Source organism: Streptomyces sp. NPDC031466 (genome assembly GCF_055581265.1).
The window spans coordinates 120306-137506 of sequence record NZ_JBVIJT010000017.1 but is presented as its reverse complement, the minus strand read 5'-3'; the positions used below and the strand labels follow the sequence as shown (position 1 = coordinate 137506).

The window sequence follows — 17201 nt, the reverse complement described above, 5'->3', positions numbered from 1 at the left end:
GAAGAAGGGGGGCAGCCACAGGCAGTCCACACCCAGCCATTGCAGGTAGTCGAGCTTGGCGGTGATCCCTTTCAGGTCGCCGATGCCGTCGCCGTTGCTGTCCTGGAAGGAGCGGACGAGGACCTCGTAGAACACGGCGCTCTTGAACCAGTCGGGATGACGGTCCTTGGCGGGCGTGTCCTCGAAGGTGTCCTGGACGGGCTCATTGACGATCATGGTGTGGGTGACCCTCCGATCAACGGTGAGGACGGTCGCAGGACGCGGAGGACGTGTGCGGGTGCGCGGCCCGGCTCCAGGCGCACATAGTTGGTCCTGCCCCAGTGGTAGGTCTCGCCGGTGAGCTCGTCGCGCACCGGCACGGACTCGTGCCAGTCGAGCCCGAGTTGCGGCATGTCCAACGACACCGTGGCCTCCTGGGTGTGGTGGGGGTCGAGGTTGGCCACCACCAGAACCATGTTCGAACCGTGCGCGTCCGCGGCGGACTTCGAGTAGGCGATCACCGCGTCCTTGTCCGTGGCGTGGAAGTGCAGGTCCCGCAGTTGCTGGAGGGCGGGGTTGGCCCGCCGGATCCGGTTCAGTGCGGTGATGAGGGGGGCGATCGTCTCGCCCCGGATCGCCGCCGAGTCCCAGTCGCGCGGCCGGAGTTGGTACTTCTCCGAGTCCAGGTACTCCTCGCTGCCCGGCCGCAGCGGGGTGTTCTCGCACAGCTCGAAGCCGCTGTAGAGGCCCCAGGTCGGCGAGAGGGTGGCGGCGAGCACGGCCCGCACCTCGAAGGCCGGGCGCCCGCCCTCCTGGAGGTAGGCGTGCAGGATGTCCGGGGTGTTCACGAAGAAGTTCGGGCGCAGGAAGTGCGCGGTCTCCGTCGCCAACTCCGTGAGGTACGCGGTGAGTTCCTCTTTGGTGTTGCGCCAGGTGAAGTAGGTGTAGGACTGCTGGAAGCCGATGGCCGCGAGGGTGTGCAGCATCGCGGGGCGGGTGAAGGCCTCGGCGAGGAAGACGACGTCGGGGTCGGTGCCGTTGATCCGGGCGATGACCTCCTCCCAGAACACCACCGGCTTGGTGTGGGGGTTGTCGACGCGGAAGATCCGCACCCCGTGCCCCATCCAGAACCGCAGCAGCCGCTCCGTCTCCGCGACCAGCCCCGGCAGGTCCCGGTCGAAGGCGAGCGGATAGATGTCCTGGTACTTCTTCGGCGGGTTCTCCGCGTACGCGATGGAACCGTCCGCCCGCTGCCGGAACCACTCCGGGTGCTTGTCCACCCAGGGATGGTCCGGCGAGCACTGCAAGGCGAAGTCCAGCGCGACCTCCAGACCCAGCTCGCCCGCCCGCCGCACGAACGCGTCGAAGTCGTCGAGGGTCCCGAGATCGGGGTGGACCGCGTCGTGGCCGCCCTCGGGCGAGCCGATCGCCCAGGGCACGCCCACGTCGTGCGGGCCGGGGGAGAGGGAGTTGTTCGGGCCCTTGCGGAAGGTGCTGCCGATGGGGTGGATCGGCGGCAGGTACACCACGTCGAAACCCATGTCCGCGATCGCGGGCAGCCGCTCGGCCGCCGTGCGGAACGTCCCCGACACCGGCGGCGCGCCCTCCCGCACGACGGCACCCTCCGAACGCGGGAAGAACTCGTACCAGGAACCGAACAACGCCCGCCGCCGCTCCACGACCAGCGGGAACTCCGGTGAGTAGGTGACCAGTTCGCGCAGCGGGTGGCGGGCGAGGACCGCGTCCACCTCGGGGGTGAGGGCCGCCGCGAGACGGGCGGCCGGGGGGCGGCCGGTGTCGCGCAGCGCCTGCGCCGCGCCGAGCACGGTGGCCCGTTCGGCCTCGGGGACGCCCGCGGCGGCGCGTTCGTGGAGGCGGGCGCCCTCTTCCAGGACCAGGTCCGTGTCGAGGCCGGCCGGTATCTTGATCCGCGCGTGGTGCCGCCAGGTCGTGAGCGGGTCGCCCCAGGCCTCCACGGCGTACGTCCAGCGCCCCTCGGCGTCCGGGGTGACGTCCGCGCCCCACCGGTCGGTGCCGGGCGCGAGTTCCCGCATCGGGGTCCAGGGTCCCGGGCGGCCCCCGGGATCCCGCAGGACGACGTTGGCGGCGACCGCCTCATGGCCTTCGCGGAAGACCGTGGCGCTCACCTCGAACGTTTCGCCGGGCACGGCCTTCGCCGGTTTCCGGCCGCAATGGACGGCGGGCCGGACGTCCAGAACGGGGATGGTGGGTTGCGGGGTCGAGCCAAGTGGCATGTCTGACCGCTCCTGTCCGCGTGCACGGATACGGGGGTGGGGAGAGGTTCCGCGGTGCGTGCCGGCCGCGTGGGCCGGAGTGCGTACCGCAGGAGCCTTCCCACCCCTTCCGGGTGGGCAATCCGGCGCTTTGTTAACTACTAGTGCGTAACGGCACGGGCAAGACCGGCCTCGGCGCACAGAGCGGGCCGGGTCCGAAAACGCACTCTTTGGTACGGGCCAGACGCATATGCCCTGGGTATTCCAAGGGTGGGAGAGCCCTGAACGGCCGCGTCCGGTCGGGAGAGGGATGGCCGTGCACGGCCACCCGAAGGGGTGTTCGGCCGCTCGGGACAGGTCGGCGCCCACGCGCCCGTGATGGCCGAAAATGAGCCATCGGGTTCAGTGGCATGAACGGGCGGGGGCGCCGAGCGGCAGGACCGGCGGCGGTCGGGCCGGTCCGCGACGACCGTGCCGGGGCCCTCGGGGCCGGACGCGTCGATGCCCGCGCGGGCGATCGGCCGGGCGGGTGAGGGAGGGGACGTGACCAGGCCGCGGATCGCCACGGGCGCCGCCCCCCGGTCGGGGGACCGCCGCTCCGTGCGCCCCCTGCGCCGTGGTGGTGGACGGCAGGGCGCCGCTACCTTCGTGTCGCGCAGGTCGATATGTGTCGCATTCCCGTGTATCTCCGTGCATCCCAGAGAATCCCCGCGAAGGTGGAGACCGTGAAGGCAATCCGTCGTTTCACCGTCCGTCCCGTCCTTCCCGACCCCCTCGGCGGGCTCGCCGAGCTGGCCCGCAATCTGCGCTGGTCCTGGCACCCGCGCACCCGTGAACTGTTCCGGTCCCTCGACCCGGCGCTGTGGGAGGCCGCCGGCTGCGACCCGGTGCGCTTCCTCGGCGGCGTATCCCCGGCCCGGCTCGCCGAGCTGGCCCGCGACGAGGACTTCCTGCGCCGGCTCGACGAGGCCGCCGAGGAACTGCGCGAGTACGTCACCGGAGAGCGCTGGTACCAGGAGCGGGCGGGGGCGTGCGACCAGCTCCCGCGCGCCGTCGCCTACTTCTCACCGGAGTTCGGCATCACCGCCGCCCTGCCCCAGTACTCCGGTGGCCTCGGCATCCTCGCCGGTGACCATCTCAAGGCCGCCAGCGACCTCGGCGTACCGCTCATCGGCGTCGGGCTGCTCTACCGGCACGGCTACTTCCGCCAGAGCCTGTCCCGCGACGCCTGGCAGCAGGAGCACTATCCGGTCCTGGACCCCGACGAACTGCCCCTCTCCCTGCTCCGCGAGGCCGACGGCACGCCCACCCGGGTGGCGCTCGCCCTGCCCGGCGGGGGCTCGCTCCTCGCCCATGTGTGGCAGGCCCAGGTGGGGCGCGTGCCCCTGCTCCTGCTCGACTCCGACGTGGAGGAGAACGGGCCCGGCGAGCGCGACGTCACCGACCGGCTCTACGGCGGCGGCAGCGAGCACCGGCTGCTCCAGGAGATGCTCCTCGGCATCGGCGGCGTACGCGCCGTACGCGCGTACTGCCGGCTGACCGGCCACCCCGAGCCGGAGGTCTTCCACACCAACGAGGGGCACGCCGGATTCCTCGGCCTCGAACGCATCCACGAACTGTCCTTCCGGGGCGCGGCCTTCGACGCCGCGCTCGAAGCCGTCCGCGCCGGCACCGTCTTCACCACCCACACCCCCGTGCCCGCCGGCATCGACCGCTTCGACCGCGAGCTGGTCGCCCGCCACTTCGGGCCCGGCGCCGAACTGCCCCGCATCGACGTCGGCGACATCCTGCGCCTGGGCATGGAGACCTACCCCGGAGGCGAGCCCAACCTCTTCAACATGGCCGTGATGGGCCTGCGCCTGGGCAGCCGCGCCAACGGCGTCTCCACCCTGCACGGCGCGGTGAGCCGCGAGATGTTCGCGGGCCTGTGGCCGGGGTTCGACCCCGAGGAGATCCCGATCACCTCCGTCACCAACGGCGTGCACGCCCCGACCTGGGTGGCCCCCGAGGTCCTCGCGCTCGGCGCCCGCCAGATCGGCGAACGGCGCACCGAGGACGCCCTGTCCGTGGGCGGCTCCGACCGCTGGGACGCGGTCGCCGACATCCAGGACGGCGACATCTGGGAGCTGCGCCGCACCCTGCGCGGGCAGCTCGTCGACGAGGTCAGGCGGCGCCTGCACGCCTCCTGGCGCCAACGCGGCGCGGCCACCGCCGAACTGGGCTGGATCGACGACGTCCTGGACCCCGACGTCCTCACCGTCGGCTTCGCGCGTCGCGTGCCCTCGTACAAGAGGCTCACGCTCATGCTGCGCGACCGGGACCGGCTCATGGAGCTGCTCCTGCACCCCGAGCGGCCCCTGCAGATCGTCGTCGCGGGCAAGGCCCACCCGGCGGACGACGGCGGCAAGCGGCTCATCCAGGAGCTGGTGCGCTTCACCGACGACCCCCGGGTGCGCCACCGGGTGGTGTTCCTGCCCGACTACGGCATGGCGATGGCGCAGAAGCTCTACCCGGGCTGCGACGTATGGCTGAACAATCCGCTCCGGCCCCTGGAGGCGTGCGGCACGAGCGGCATGAAGGCGGCGCTCAACGGCTGCCTCAACCTCTCCGTCCGCGACGGCTGGTGGGACGAGTGGTTCGAGCCCGACTTCGGCTGGGCCATCCCCACGGCGGACGGCGCCGCCACCGACGAGGACCGCCGCGACGAGCTGGAGGCCGCCGCGCTCTACGACCTCCTGGAGCGCCGCATCGCCCCCCGCTTCTACGAGCGGGGCCCGGGCGGGCTGCCCGACCGGTGGATCGAGATGGTCCGCAGGACGCTCACCCGGCTCGGTCCGAAGGTCCTCGCGGGCCGCATGGTCCGGGAGTACGTCGAGGAGCTGTACGCCCCCGCCGCCCGCGCCCACCGCGCGCTCGACCTCACGGCCGCCGCCGAACTGGCCGCCTGGAAGGCCCGCGTGCGCGCCGCCTGGCCGCGCGTGGCCGTCGACCACGTGGAGGCGACGGCCAGTGGCGCCACCGCCGAACTGGGCGCCACCCTGTCCCTGCGCGTCCGCGTGCACCTGGGCGAGCTGGCCCCGGAGGACGTGGAGGTCCAGGCCGTCGCCGGCCGGGTGGACCCCGAGGACCGCATCACCGGTGCCACCCCGGTGCCGCTGAAGCCCGCGGGCGGGACCGACACGGAGGGCCGCCACGTCTACGAAGGGCCACTCGCCCTGGACCGCACGGGCTCGTTCGGCTACACGGTGCGCATCCTGCCGGCGCATCCACTGCTGGCGAGCGGCGCCGAGCTGGGACTGGTCGCGGTGCCCTCGCAGGCCACGGGCGAGGCGGCCGGGGTCCTGCTGCGGTGAGGGGGAGCAGGTGAGCTGACGCGAAAGGGGGCGGCATCCCGCCGGATGCCGCCCCCGTTCACCGGAGTGCTACTTGACGTTGACGCCGGCCCAGGCCGCCGCCACGCGCTTGTACTCGGTGGAGGTCGCGCCGTACAGGTCCTTCGCGGCGCTCAGCGTGCCCTTGCGGGCCGCCTTGTAGTTGGTGGTCGAGGTGAAGTACCTGGTCAGAGCCCGGAACCAGATCTTCTCGGCCTTGGCGCGCCCGATGCCCGTGACCTTGGAGCCGTCGAAGGTCGGCGAGTTGTAGGTGACGCCGTTGATCCGCTTCTTGCCGCTGCCCTCGGACAGCAGGTAGAAGAAGTGGTTGGCGATGCCCGAGGAGTAGTGGACGTCCACGTTCCCGGCGCGGGAGTTCCAGCTGTCCAGGGAGCCGCCGTCCTTGCTCGGCTTGTCCATGTAGCGCAGCGGCGTGCCGTCGCCGTTGATGTCGATCTTCTCGCCGATGAGGTAGTCGCCGATGTCCTTGGGGTTCTTGGCCTTGAACTCCACGGCGGTGGCGAAGATGTCCGAGGTGGCCTCGTTGAGGCCGCCGGACTCACCGCTGTACTCCATGTTGCCGGTGGCCGAGGTGACGCCGTGCGTCATCTCGTGGGCCGCGACGTCGATCGAGGTGAGGGGCTTCTTGTTGCCCTCGCCGTCGCCGTACGTCATGCAGAAGCAGCCGTCGTCCCAGAAGGCGTTGACGTAGTTGTTGCTGAAGTGGACCCGCGAGGTCGCACCCTTGCCGTCACCGTTGATGCCGCTGCGGCCGTGCACCGACTTGTAGTAGTCCCAGGTGAGCTGGGCGCCGTAGGCGGCGTCGACCGCGGCGGTCTGCGTGCTCGTGGGCTTGCCGTTGCCCCAGATGTCGTTGGTGTCCTTGAACAGCTTGCCGCCGCCGCTCTCCGCGTGCTTCAGGTCGAAGGTGCGGTGGCCGCCGCGGGCCTTGTCCGTCAGCTCGTAGCCGCTCGCGGTCTTCTTGGAGCCGACGGTGACCTTGCCGCTGTACTGGCTGTTGCCGGTGCCGTTCTCGATGTCCTGGTACTCGTACAGCTTCTTGCCGGTCGCGGCGTCCGTGATGACGTGCAGCCTGCTGGGCGTGCCGTCCTTCTGCACACCGGTGACGACCGTCTCGTGCGCGAGGACGGGCTTGCCCGTCGCGGCCCAGATCACCTTGCGGGGCGTGCCCGCGTCGGCCTGCGCCGTCTTCGCCTTGGCGGCGGTGGACTCGGCGGACTTGGCGACCGCGGAGCGGCTGAGGCGCGCGTCCGTGGAGGCGACCGCGACGGACGCCTCGGTCGCCTTGGTGACACCCTTCACCTTGCCGCTCTTGGCGGTGTGCACGACGAGGTCGCCGCCGAGGACGGGCAGGCCGTCGTAGGTGCGCTCGTAGCGGGTGTGGGTGGTGCCGTCGGGGTCCTTGACGACATCGCGGACGACGAGCTTCTCCTTGGCACCGAGACCGATCCGCTCGGCGGTCGCCGATCTGTCGGCGTGCGCGTCCGCGAGGAGGCCCGCGCGGGCCGACGCCGAGAGGGCGCCGGGAGCACCGGAGGACTTGGTGTCCTGGTCGGTCTGGGCGGAGGCACCGGTGGTCAGTCCGGTGGTGAGCAGCGCTCCGGCGGCCACGGCGGTGGCGATCGCGAGTGTCGGACGCTTAACGGATATCCGGGATGTCACGCAGGCTCCTTCTGTGGGGACCTGGGTGGCATGGAGGGCCCCCCAGGGCACGAAGCGTGCCATTTGGGCCAGGTACATGTCATTGGTCTGCCTGGATGTTGGCCGGAAATCGTCCGTTGAGCGATGGTCAACATACGTAATGCGAACAGAACGTGACGAAGCGCGGCCCGGAACACGCGCGCCGCCCCGGGGAGTCGATCACCCGGGGCGGCGGCGTGTCACGGTGCGACGCGGAGTCTCACTCCGCGGGGGAAGGGCTTACGGGAAGGTGACCTTCCAGCTGTTGATGTAGCCGGTGTCCTGCGCGGCCTTGTCCTGGACCTTCAGCTTCCAGGTCCCGTTGGCCACCTCTGAGGAGGCGTTGACCGTGTAGGTCTCCTTGACGTTGTCGGCGGAGTCCGAACTGCTGGTCGCCTTCAGCGGGTAGATCGAGCCGTCGGGGGCCACCAGGTCGACCTGGAGGTCACCGCGCCAGGTGTGCACGATGTCGACGCCGACCTTCAGGGTGCTCGGCGCGTTGCCGGTGCGGCCCGTGACGGTGACCGGCGAGGTCACCGCGGCGCCGTTGTCCGGGATGGCCACGTCCGCGGTGTTCTCGAAGGACGTGCCGCCCGGCTCCTCGCCGCCGGGGCGGGCGCCGACGTTCACGGCGGCCCAGGCGTGGGCGACCGCCTTGTACTCGGTGCTGGTCGTGCCGTACAGCTCACCGGCCGCCGCGAGCGTTCCGGTGCGGGCCGCCGCGTAGTTCGTCGTGCTGGTGAACTTCGTGGTGAGCGCCTTGTACCAGATCAGCGACGCCTTGTCCCGGCCGATGCCGGTCACGGGCAGGCCGTCGGAGGTCGGCGAGTCGTACGAGACGCCGTTGATCACCTTCTGGCCGCTGCCCTCGCTGAGCAGGTAGTAGAAGTGGTTGGCGACACCGGACGAGTAGTGGACGTCGATGTTGCCGATGCCCGAGTACCACGAGTCCTTGGAGCCGCCGTCCTTGCTCGGCTTGTCCATGTAGCGCAGCGGGGTGCCGTTGCTGTTGATGTCGATCTTCTCGCCGACGAGGTAGTCGCCCTTGTCCGTCGCGTTGTTCGCGTTGAACTCGACGGCCGCCGCGAAGATGTCCGAGGTGGCCTCGTTCAGGCCGCCGGACTCGCCGCTGTAGGTCATGTCGCCGGTCGCCGAGGTGACACCGTGCGTCATCTCGTGCGCCGCGACGTCGATCGAGGTGAGCGGCTTGGAGTTGCCCGAGCCGTCGCCGTACGTCATGCAGAAGCAGCCGTCGTCCCAGAAGGCGTTGACGTAGTTGTTGCCGTAGTGGACCCGGGAGTACGCGCCGACGCCGTCACCGCGGATACCGCTGCGGCCGTGCACGTTCTTGTAGTAGTCCCAGGTCAGCGCGGCACCGTAGTGGGCGTCGGCGCCGGCCGTCTCCAGGTTGGAGGGCGAGCCGTTGCCCCACACGTCGTCGGCGCCCGAGAAGAGGGTGCCGGTGCCGGAGGTGCCGTGGTTCAGGTTGTACGTCTTGTGGCCGCCGCGCCCGGTGTCGGTCAGGGTGTAGTTCGACCCCGACTGGGCCGTGCCCAGCGTGACCTGGCCGCTGTACTGCGTGTTGCCCGTGCCGTTCTCGATGCCCTGCCACTGGAAGAGCTTCTTGCCGGTGGCGGCGTCCGTGACGACGTGCAGCTCGTTCGGCGTGCCGTCGTGCTGCAGGCCGCCGACCACGGTCTCGTAGGCGAGGACCGGCTCGCCCTTGGCCAGCCACACGACCTTGCGCGGCGCCCGGTCCGCTTCGGTCTTCTTGGAGCCCTCGGCCTTCGCGGCGCTCAGCGCCTGCTTCTCGGCGGCCGACGCCTTGACCTCGGCGCTCATGTCGATGCCCTTGAGCTGCGCCTTGGCGGCCTTGGTGACGCCCTCGGTCTTGCCCGACTTCGCGGTGTCGACGACCAGGTCGCCGCCGAGGACGGGCAGGCCCGCGTAGGTGCGCTCGTAGCGGGTGTGGACCGTGCCGTCACGGTCCTTGGTGACGTCGCGGACGACGAGCTTCTCCTTGCCGCCGAGGCCGAGGTCCTTGGCGGTGGCCGCCTTGGTGGCGTTGGCGGTGCGTATGAGCTCCGCGCGCTGGGCGGGGGAGAGCTTGGCGGCGAGCGCGCCCGGGTCGACCTTGCCGAGCTTCTGGGCGGGGGCCTTGGCCGCGGTCGTCCACGGGTCGTCGGCCGAGGCGGGGCCCGCCTGGACGGCGACGGCCAGCAGGGCGGCGACGGCGGAGAGGGCGCCCACGGCGGTCGCGCGGGTACGGACTGAGCGGCGGGGGGAAGCGGATCTGCGGGAGGTGTTTCGCAACACGGACTCCTTCTGCGCGGCCGCGGGTTGCGCGGCCAGAGCTACCGGGCGGCTGGATCGCCGTCCGGGCAGTGCGGGGGCGGTACGCAGAACTGGGCGGTGCACAAGAGGTATTGCGTGAAGAGAGACCGTCGCCTTGTTGAAAGCCGTGCGGCGGTCGAGGGGAAGAGTGACACCAGAGCCCGGTTCCTGTCAGGAGCGCATCAAGAGTTGGCTGGAATCAGTCCGTTGGCCGGTGGCGCGAGTTCGCTATCCGGAGTGGGGGCGGACCTTGGACTCTCGGGGGGAAAGCGGTTTCACGGGAGCGGCTTGAATCAGCCGCCCGTGGCCGAAGATCGACGCGCCGGGGTGGGGCCGGGGGCCGGGACCTGTCCGGCGCACGAGCGTGGAGGCGTCCCCCGTGTGCCGGGGTGCGCGGGACCCGCCGGCGGCGGGGGACGGTCAGGCGGCGCTCGGCCCGTGCGCGCACCGGGGCTTGTGCCGTGGGCGCGAGGGCGGGCGTTTATCCGCCCGCGTCGATATCACTCCGGGGTGCCCGCCGCCGGGGGTCCGTCGAATGCCGTGGCCCGATTACGGTCGGCCATGCGGATAGCGGATAGCGGATAGCGGATAGCGGAGAGCGGATAGGGGTCGGCCGTGCCGAATCAGGGTCGGCCGTGCCAGTCGAGGCAGACGGCGATGGCGTCGTCCTCGGCATCGGGGGAGGCGCGATGCCCGACCACTTCCTGGAGGATGGCGCGGGGGACCTGGGAGGGCGGCAGGAGCCGGGTGTCATGGATCGCGCGGACGAGGGCTTTCTCGCTGTAGCGTTCTCCGCCGGGTGAGGTGACGTCGTAGACACCGTCACTGACGAAGAGCAGACGGTCCCCGGGCTGGGCGTAAAAGCGCTGGGCGGTATAGGGGGTGTCTTCGAACATTCCCAACGGGAGTTGTGCTTCCAGTTCGAGCTGTTCTGTTTTTCCCTGCCGCAGGAGCCACATCTTGGGTGAGCCGGCGTCGACGATCTCCGTTTCCCCGGTGGTGAGATCGAAGCGCAGGAGCAGCGTCTCCAGGTAGGCGGCTCCGTGATAGTGCCCGTAGACGGCCTGGTCGGCCAGGTAGGCCTGGTCGGATAGGGACAGTCCGGCGCGGCGGGCGTTGCGCAGGGCGTTGACCGCGAGGTTGGTGAGCAAGGAGGCCTCGATGCCCTCGCCCATGCCGTCGGTGACGGTGAGGGTGAGGTGGTTCGCGGTCGCCGACCAGTCGAAGTTGTCGCCGTAGATCGCGTACGCGGGCTCCAACTGGGCGCCCAAGGCGTACGCGGGGCGGGCGCAGGAGCGCCCGGGGAGCAACTGCCACTGCATCTCGGCGGCGAGGGTGAGCCGGCTGGCGCGACGGGCCTGGAGGTACAGGTCGGTGTCCCGCTCGGCGACGACGATCGCGTGCCCCAGGATCTCGGCGATGTCCTGAAGCTCCCCCACCGCCTCGGGAGTGTGGCGATCGGCGGGCAGGCGAACGGTGAGTACCCCCAGGCGGTCCCCGCGCACGCTGACCGGCAGGTGCACGCTCACCAGGGCGGAGAGCGGATCGGTCTCGGCGTACGGCTCCTGCGCGCCGAATGCGCGGCCGGGGGCGCTGGAGTTCACGGGGATCGGTTCCACCGTGTAGGGGAGGGCATTGACCGGTTGCAGTATGGTCATCGCGTAGTCGGCCATGAGCAGGTCGACGGAGACCGCGGCATAAAGGTCGGTGATCAGGTCGTGCACCGCTTCGAGAAGGGCGTGCGGCTCTGCTCTGCGCAGTGCGCGCTCCACGTCCCTGGTTCTGTCCACCGTCGGGTTACCGCCTATTCGGGAAGCAAGTAAAAAAGAGGGGGCCGGACTCCTATGTCGCAGCGTCTGACAGGGCCGCTGTCAGGTGTCCCGATGGAAAACACGCATTCCGAATTCACGGGCGATGACCGGGATGCCGCCGCCCAGGCGGTCCGCGAGGTCGCCGAACTGCTCGAAGTGCTCTGGAACCGGGGCCGGGATTCCGTGTCGACGGCTCCTGTTTCATCATCGCAGCTGAGAGCCCTTTATGTGCTGGATCACGCCGGGCCGGCATCAATCTCCGCACGCTGGGCGAGGTGCTGGGCTCGGCGCCCTCGTCGGCCAGCCGGATGTGTGACCGTCTTCAGGCGCTGGGCTTCGTCGAGCGCTCGCTCAGTTCCACCAGCCGCCGCGAGGTGACCCTGCGTCTGACGGGCCGGGGGCAGGCCTAACTGGCCGATCTGCGGACCCGCCGTGAAACGGCGCTGACCGAACTCATCTCCGCCATGGACCCCGCCGCCCGTGCGCGACTCACCCGCGGCCTCGTCGACTTCGGCAGGGCCGCCGATCGCCTCGCGCCGCGTACGCGGGAAACGGGCAGGTCGCAGGGGACCGCATGACCGGCCCTCCGCCCGCGAGACAGCCTGTTCCACCTGCACCGTTCCTTTCGGCATGACGACCTGAGTGCGCTTCAAGGGCTCCGGTCGGCCTCCTGGCGCCCGGGTCAGACTCTTTCCTGACCCGCACAGTTGTCAAACGGAAAGTGTTGCCGCGAGGCACAAGTTTGTCCCGGGCGCGGACCGGGTCACCGCTCACCGGCGCCCAGATGGTGGAGCAGTTCCTCGCGCAGGATCGCGAGGGCCCGCAGAAGGGGGATGTGGCGCCCCGCCGGGAGCCGCAGAGCCGTGGCGACGGCACGGAGGGACTGCGTCCGGTGGGTGTGCAGCCGCGCGCGACCCTGAGGTGTGAGGGCCAGGACGAGCCTTCGGTGATCGCGGCTGTCGGTCTGCTTGGTGAGCAGGCCGGTGGCTTCCAGGCGGCCGCACAGACGGCTCGCCGTGGCCGGCGTGATGCGCAGCGCCCGGGCCAGCTCGCCGAGGGAGGGGCGCTCGCGCTCCTCGACGGCGTTCAGCGCCGACGCCGTCAGGCGCGGTATGTCGGGGGTGCGCAGTGCGGCCCGCTCCGTGAGGGCGACCAGGATGGCGGCCACCTCGGCGGCGTGCTGCTCCTCCGTCGAGATGGTGTGGTCGCTCGTGCGTGGTGGTGCCGCCTCGGTGTCGCCCATGGTCTTTCGCGTGGGTGCGGGGTGTTCTTCCTCCCGCTGCTGCCCCGCCCGGGCGGCCGCATACGTGGGCCGGGCCTTCCGTCGCTCATCCACCCTCGGCTGACATTTGCCGCACGGCAAGAGGTGCGGGGCCGGGATGCACAGGGGAAACGGCAGCCACCCGCCGGCGCTCGTCGTGCGCGAGGACCTGACGGCCGCATACCTGGAGGTGCGCGGACGCGGCGTCGGCCGTCCCTCGCCGGGCAGCGACCGCGTCCTGACCACGACGCTCCACCAAAGCGACCTGCTCCTGCTCTACACCGACGGCCTCACCGAGAGCCGGCGGGACCCCCTGGAGGGAGAAGTGCGCCTGGTCGAGACCGCCCGCCGCCACCGCCCGCACCCCACCGGCCTCGTGCCCGGCGCGATCGCCGCGGACATGCTCACCGACACCCTCCACGACGACGACACCGTCGCCATCGCCGTACGCCTGCTCGCGCCCCCGCCCCCGCGGTGAGAAGCGACCGTGGGACGCGGACCCCCGCTCAGCTCACCACGCTCTCCCGCCAGGCGCGGTGCAGGTCCGCGAACGAGCCCGTGCCCGCGATGAGCTGGTCCGGGGTGCCGTCCTCCACGACGCGGCCGTGCTCCATGACGAGTACCCGGTCGGCGATCTCCACCGTGGAGAGGCGATGGGCGATCACCACGGCGGTGCGGCCGCGCAGCACCGTGTGCATGGCGCGCTGCACGGCCCGCTCGCCGGGGATGTCCAGGGAACTGGTCGCCTCGTCGAGGATCAGCACCGCGGGGTCGGCGAGCAGCGCCCGCGCGAAGGCCACCAACTGCCGCTGCCCCGCAGAGATCCGGCCGCCCCGCTTGCGTACGTCGGTGTCGTAGCCGTCCGGCAGCGCGGTGATGAAGTCGTGGGCGCCGATCGCCTCGGCGGCGCGTTCGATATCCTCGCGGGTGGCGTCGGGGCGGCCGATGGCGATGTTTTCGGCGACCGTCCCGGAGAACAGGAACGCCTCCTGCGTCACCATGACGACCCCGCGCCGCAGCTCGGCGACCGGAAGCTCCCGCAGGTCCACGCCGTCGAGCAGGACGCTGCCCTCCGTCGGGTCGTAGAACCGGGCGAGCAGCTTGGCCAGCGTGGACTTGCCCGCGCCGGTCGAGCCGACCACGGCGACGGTCTGCCCGGCCGGCAGCGTCAGATCGAAGCGGGGCAGCACCTCGCCGCCGGTGCGGTAGGCGAACCGCACCCCGTCGAAGCGGACCTCGCGGCCCGGCCGCGCGGAGCGCAACGCGGGCAGCGGACGCGCGAGGGACGCCGGCGGCTCGGGAACGGTCGGGGTCTGGGCGAGCAGACCCGCGATCTTCTCCAGGGACGCGGCCGCCGACTGGTAGGAGTTGAGGAACATGCCGAGCCGGTCGATCGGGTCGTAGAGACGCCGCAGGTACAGCACGGCCGCGGCGAGGACACCGAGCGCGAGCCCGCCGTCCGCGACGCGGTGCGCGCCCCACAGGACGATCGCGGCGACGGCGATGTTCGCGACGAGCCGTGAACCGATGACATAGCGGGCCATCTCCAGCATGGCGTCACCGTTGGCCCGCTCGTGGCGGCGGTTGAGCACGGCGAACTCCGCGTCGTTGGCCCGCTCCCGGCGGAAGGCCCGCACCGGCCGGATGCCGTTCATGGTCTCCGCGAACTTCACGATGACCGCGGCGATGGCGGTCGAGCGGACGCGGAACATCGCCCCGGCGCGGCGCTGGTAGAGACGGATGAGGAGGCAGAGCGGCACGAACGACGCCACCGCGAGCGCGCCGAGACCGAAGTCCAGCCAGAGCAGCATCGCCGAGATGCAGAGGAAGGACAGCAGGGTCGTGACCAGTTCCTGGAGCCCCTCGCCGAGCAGTTCGCGCAGCGACTCCACGTCGGTGGTCGAGCGGGAGATGAGCCGCCCCGAGGTGTACCGCTCGTGGAAGTCGACGCTGAGCGCCTGCGCGTGCCGGAAGATGCGGCCCCGCAGGTCGAGCAGCACGTCCTGGTTGACGCGGGCCGAGGCGACGATGAAGGCGTACTGGAGGGCGCCGGCGGCGCCCGCGCACAGCAGATAGCCCACGGCGACGGCGATCAGCGGGCCGTGGTCGCCGTCGCGCACCGCCGGTACACCGCTGTCGATGGCGTACGCGACGAGCAGCGGCCCCGCCTGCACGACGGCCTGCTGTACGACCAGCAGCACGGCGGCGAGGACGACCCGGGCGCGCAGCGGCGCGAGCAGGGAGCGCAGGAGCGTGCGGGTGGCGTGGGGCGGCGTGGGCAGGTCGTCCTTGTCGAAGGGGTCCCCGGCACCGCCGCCCGGTCCGGGCGCCGGTGCCTTCGCCGGGACCCGCGGCCGGGGCCGCGACTGTGTTGGTGCTTGTGACTGTGGCCGTGCTTGCGGCTGGGGTCGCGCCCGACCCGGTGTCGGTGTCTCCTCCGGGTCCGGCTCGGCGCCGCGTGACGTGGACGTCGACGAGGTGGTCATCGGGCAGCCTCCTCGGCAGTGTGGCCGACGGGGCGGTCGGCATGGTTCCCGCCGGGGTCTGTCGGGGTTTCCCCCACGGGCCGGCCGTCGGTTTCTCCGGAGGCTCCCGCACCGGATGTCGTACCGGCGCCCGCGCCGGGCTCCCCGGCCTCGGTGCCCGACATCAGCCAGGCGTACTCCGCGCTGTCCCGCAGCAGTTGCTGGTGGGTGCCGACGGCGGCGACGCGCCCGCCGGACAGCAGGGCGACCCGGTCGGCCAGCTGCACCGTGGAGGGGCGGTGGGCGACGATCAGCGCGGTCGTCTCGGCGAGGACCCGCCGCAGCGCCGCCTCCACCAGCGCCTCCGTGTGGACGTCCAGCGCGGACAGCGGGTCGTCCAGGACCAGGAAGCGGGGCCGGCCCACCACCGCGCGGGCCAGGGCGAGACGCTGGCGCTGACCGCCGGACAGGCTCAGCCCCTGCTCACCGACCTGGGTGTCGGTGCCCTCGGGCAGGGTGTGCGCGAAGTCGGCCTGGGCGACGCCCAGCGCGTGGCGCAACTCGGCTTCGCCGGCGCCCTCTTCGGCTCCCATCAGGACGTTCTCCCCGACGGTCGCCGAGAACAACGTCGGCTCCTCGAAGGCGACCGCCACCAGCGTGCGCAGCCGCTCGCGGTCCATCGCCGCGATGTCCTCGCCGTCCAGCGTCACGCGCCCGCCGCTCACCTCGTGCAGCCGGGGCACCAGCGCGGTCAGCGTCGTCTTGCCGCTGCCCGTCGCACCGACCAGGGCCATGGTCTCGCCGGGCCGGATGTGCAGGTCGACGCGGCTGAGCACCGGGGGCGCGTCCGGCGGGGCATCGGGATACCGGAACTCCACCCCCTCGAACCGCATCCCGCCCCCGTCCGAGGACGCGCGCGGGGGCACGGGGGAAGGGGCGGCGGCGGCGGGCGCCGGGGAAGGCCGGTCCGGGGCCACCGGCACCTCCGGCTCCGCGTCCATCACCTCGAAGTACCGCTCCGTGGCCGTCGCCGACTCCTGGCTCATCGCCAGCAGGAAGCCGATCGACTCCACCGGCCAGCGCAGCGCCAGCGCCGTCGACAGGAAGGCGACCAGCGTGCCCGTCGACAGGTCGCCGTCCGCGACCCGCACCGTGCCGAGCACGAGCGCCGCCCCGATCGCGGCCTCCGGCAGCGACATGATCACCGCGTAGATCGCCGCGAGGATCCGCGCCTTGGCCAGCTCCGTGCCCCGCAGCGTGTGCGACAGCTCGCGAAACGCCCGCGCCTGACTGCGGTGGCGCCCGAAGCCCTTGATGATCCGGATGCCGAGCACGCTCTCCTCGACGACCGTCGTCAGATCACCGACCTGGTCCTGCGCGCGCCGCGCCACCGCCGTGTAGCGCCCCTCGTAGTACGCGCACACGACCACCATCGGCGCCACGGGCGCGAGCAGCACCAGCCCGAGCGTGAAGTCCTGCCCGAGCAGGATGATCACGCCGACGACGATCGTCACGCTGTTGACCAGCAGGAACGTCAGCGGGAAGGCGAGGAACATGCGCAGCAGCATCAGGTCCGTCGTGCCGCGCGAGAGCAACTGCCCCGAGGGCCACCGGTCGTGGAAGGCCACCGGCAGCCGCTGGAGGTGGCGGTAGAGATCCGCCCGCATCGACGCCTCCACGCTCGCCAGCGGCCGGGCGACGAGCCACCGCCGCAGCCCGAAGAGCAGCGCCTCCGCCACGCCGAGCCCCAGCAGCAGGAGCGCCCCGAACCACACCCCCGCCCCGTCGCCGTCGGCCACCGGGCCGTCCACCAGCCACTTCAGCACGAGGGGGAAGACGAGTCCCGTACAAGAGGCGACGACCGCGACAACAGCCGCGACGATCAGGCGGGTCCGGACCGGTCGCACGTACGGCCACAGCCGCGACAGCGTCCGGACGGTGGAGTGTTCGGAGCGTTCCGTGGTGGGGGCATCTGATTTCGGCATCGGGAGCGAGCCTACGGATCGCCACTGACGGCGCCCACCGAGTTTCGGCCCGGACCGGCT

The 17201-nt window shown here is 71.5% G+C and carries 9 protein-coding genes and 2 pseudogenes; 3 read left to right on the top strand and 8 right to left on the bottom strand.

Annotation, left to right across the window (positions count from 1 at the left end; genetic code table 11):
* Together ACZ5GP_RS33285 and ACZ5GP_RS33280 are read right to left on the bottom strand one after the other, a co-directional pair.
* Nucleotides 1–216: alpha-amylase family glycosyl hydrolase (locus ACZ5GP_RS33285; protein ID WP_358582402.1), on the bottom strand; the 216-nt coding region annotated here is incomplete at its 3' end.
* Complete coding sequence (locus tag ACZ5GP_RS33280) at nucleotides 213–2234, bottom strand: alpha-1,4-glucan--maltose-1-phosphate maltosyltransferase (protein WP_468754389.1); 2022 nt, start codon at nucleotides 2232–2234, stop codon at nucleotides 213–215. The genes ACZ5GP_RS33280 and ACZ5GP_RS33285, both read right to left, overlap by 4 nt.
* Nucleotides 2235–2938: 704 nt before the next feature.
* Between ACZ5GP_RS33280 and glgP the strand changes: the two genes are divergently transcribed.
* Nucleotides 2939–5566, top strand: coding sequence for an alpha-glucan family phosphorylase (glgP, locus tag ACZ5GP_RS33275; protein ID WP_468754388.1), 2628 nt, complete (start codon nucleotides 2939–2941; stop codon nucleotides 5564–5566).
* Between the two features lie 69 nt (nucleotides 5567–5635).
* On the opposite strand, the gene ACZ5GP_RS33270 is transcribed toward glgP, so the two are convergent.
* The 3 genes from ACZ5GP_RS33270 to ACZ5GP_RS33260 all read right to left on the bottom strand — a co-directional run bounded on the left by ACZ5GP_RS33270 (nucleotide 5636) and on the right by ACZ5GP_RS33260 (nucleotide 11409).
* A complete protein-coding gene (locus tag ACZ5GP_RS33270; protein ID WP_468754387.1) occupies nucleotides 5636–7267 on the bottom strand; it encodes a M4 family metallopeptidase in 1632 nt (543 codons plus the stop codon).
* A 258-nt stretch (nucleotides 7268–7525) separates the two neighbouring features.
* Nucleotides 7526–9601, bottom strand: coding sequence for a M4 family metallopeptidase (locus ACZ5GP_RS33265; protein ID WP_468754386.1), 2076 nt, complete (start codon nucleotides 9599–9601; stop codon nucleotides 7526–7528).
* A gap of 641 nt (nucleotides 9602–10242) precedes the next feature.
* Nucleotides 10243–11409, bottom strand: a complete 1167-nt coding sequence (locus tag ACZ5GP_RS33260) for a PP2C family protein-serine/threonine phosphatase (protein ID WP_468754385.1) — start codon at nucleotides 11407–11409, stop codon at nucleotides 10243–10245.
* A gap of 93 nt (nucleotides 11410–11502) precedes the next feature.
* On the opposite strand from ACZ5GP_RS33260, the pseudogene ACZ5GP_RS33255 reads away from it, so the two are divergent.
* Nucleotides 11503–12008 (top strand): annotated as a pseudogene (locus tag ACZ5GP_RS33255) (MarR family winged helix-turn-helix transcriptional regulator).
* A 185-nt stretch (nucleotides 12009–12193) separates the two neighbouring features.
* On the opposite strand, the gene ACZ5GP_RS33250 reads toward ACZ5GP_RS33255, so the two are convergent.
* Nucleotides 12194–12766 carry a MarR family winged helix-turn-helix transcriptional regulator gene (locus ACZ5GP_RS33250; RefSeq protein WP_468754384.1) on the bottom strand — a complete coding sequence of 191 codons (573 nt, stop codon included), beginning with the start codon at nucleotides 12764–12766 and terminating at the stop codon, nucleotides 12194–12196.
* Between the two features lie 55 nt (nucleotides 12767–12821).
* On the opposite strand from ACZ5GP_RS33250, the pseudogene ACZ5GP_RS33245 reads away from it, so the two are divergent.
* Nucleotides 12822–13169: pseudogene (locus ACZ5GP_RS33245) on the top strand (SpoIIE family protein phosphatase); the annotation flags it as partial.
* A 28-nt stretch (nucleotides 13170–13197) separates the two neighbouring features.
* Here ACZ5GP_RS33245 and ACZ5GP_RS33240 read toward each other — a convergent pair.
* Both ACZ5GP_RS33240 and ACZ5GP_RS33235 read right to left on the bottom strand, forming a co-directional pair.
* The gene (locus ACZ5GP_RS33240) at nucleotides 13198–15177 is read right to left on the bottom strand and encodes an ABC transporter ATP-binding protein (protein ID WP_468754383.1); all 1980 of its coding nucleotides are present in this window, start codon (nucleotides 15175–15177) and stop codon (nucleotides 13198–13200) included.
* Complete coding sequence (locus tag ACZ5GP_RS33235; protein ID WP_468754382.1) at nucleotides 15174–17141, bottom strand: ABC transporter ATP-binding protein; 1968 nt, start codon at nucleotides 17139–17141, stop codon at nucleotides 15174–15176. The genes ACZ5GP_RS33240 and ACZ5GP_RS33235 overlap by 4 nt, the downstream gene beginning before the upstream one ends.
* Nucleotides 17142–17201: the final 60 nt, after the last annotated feature.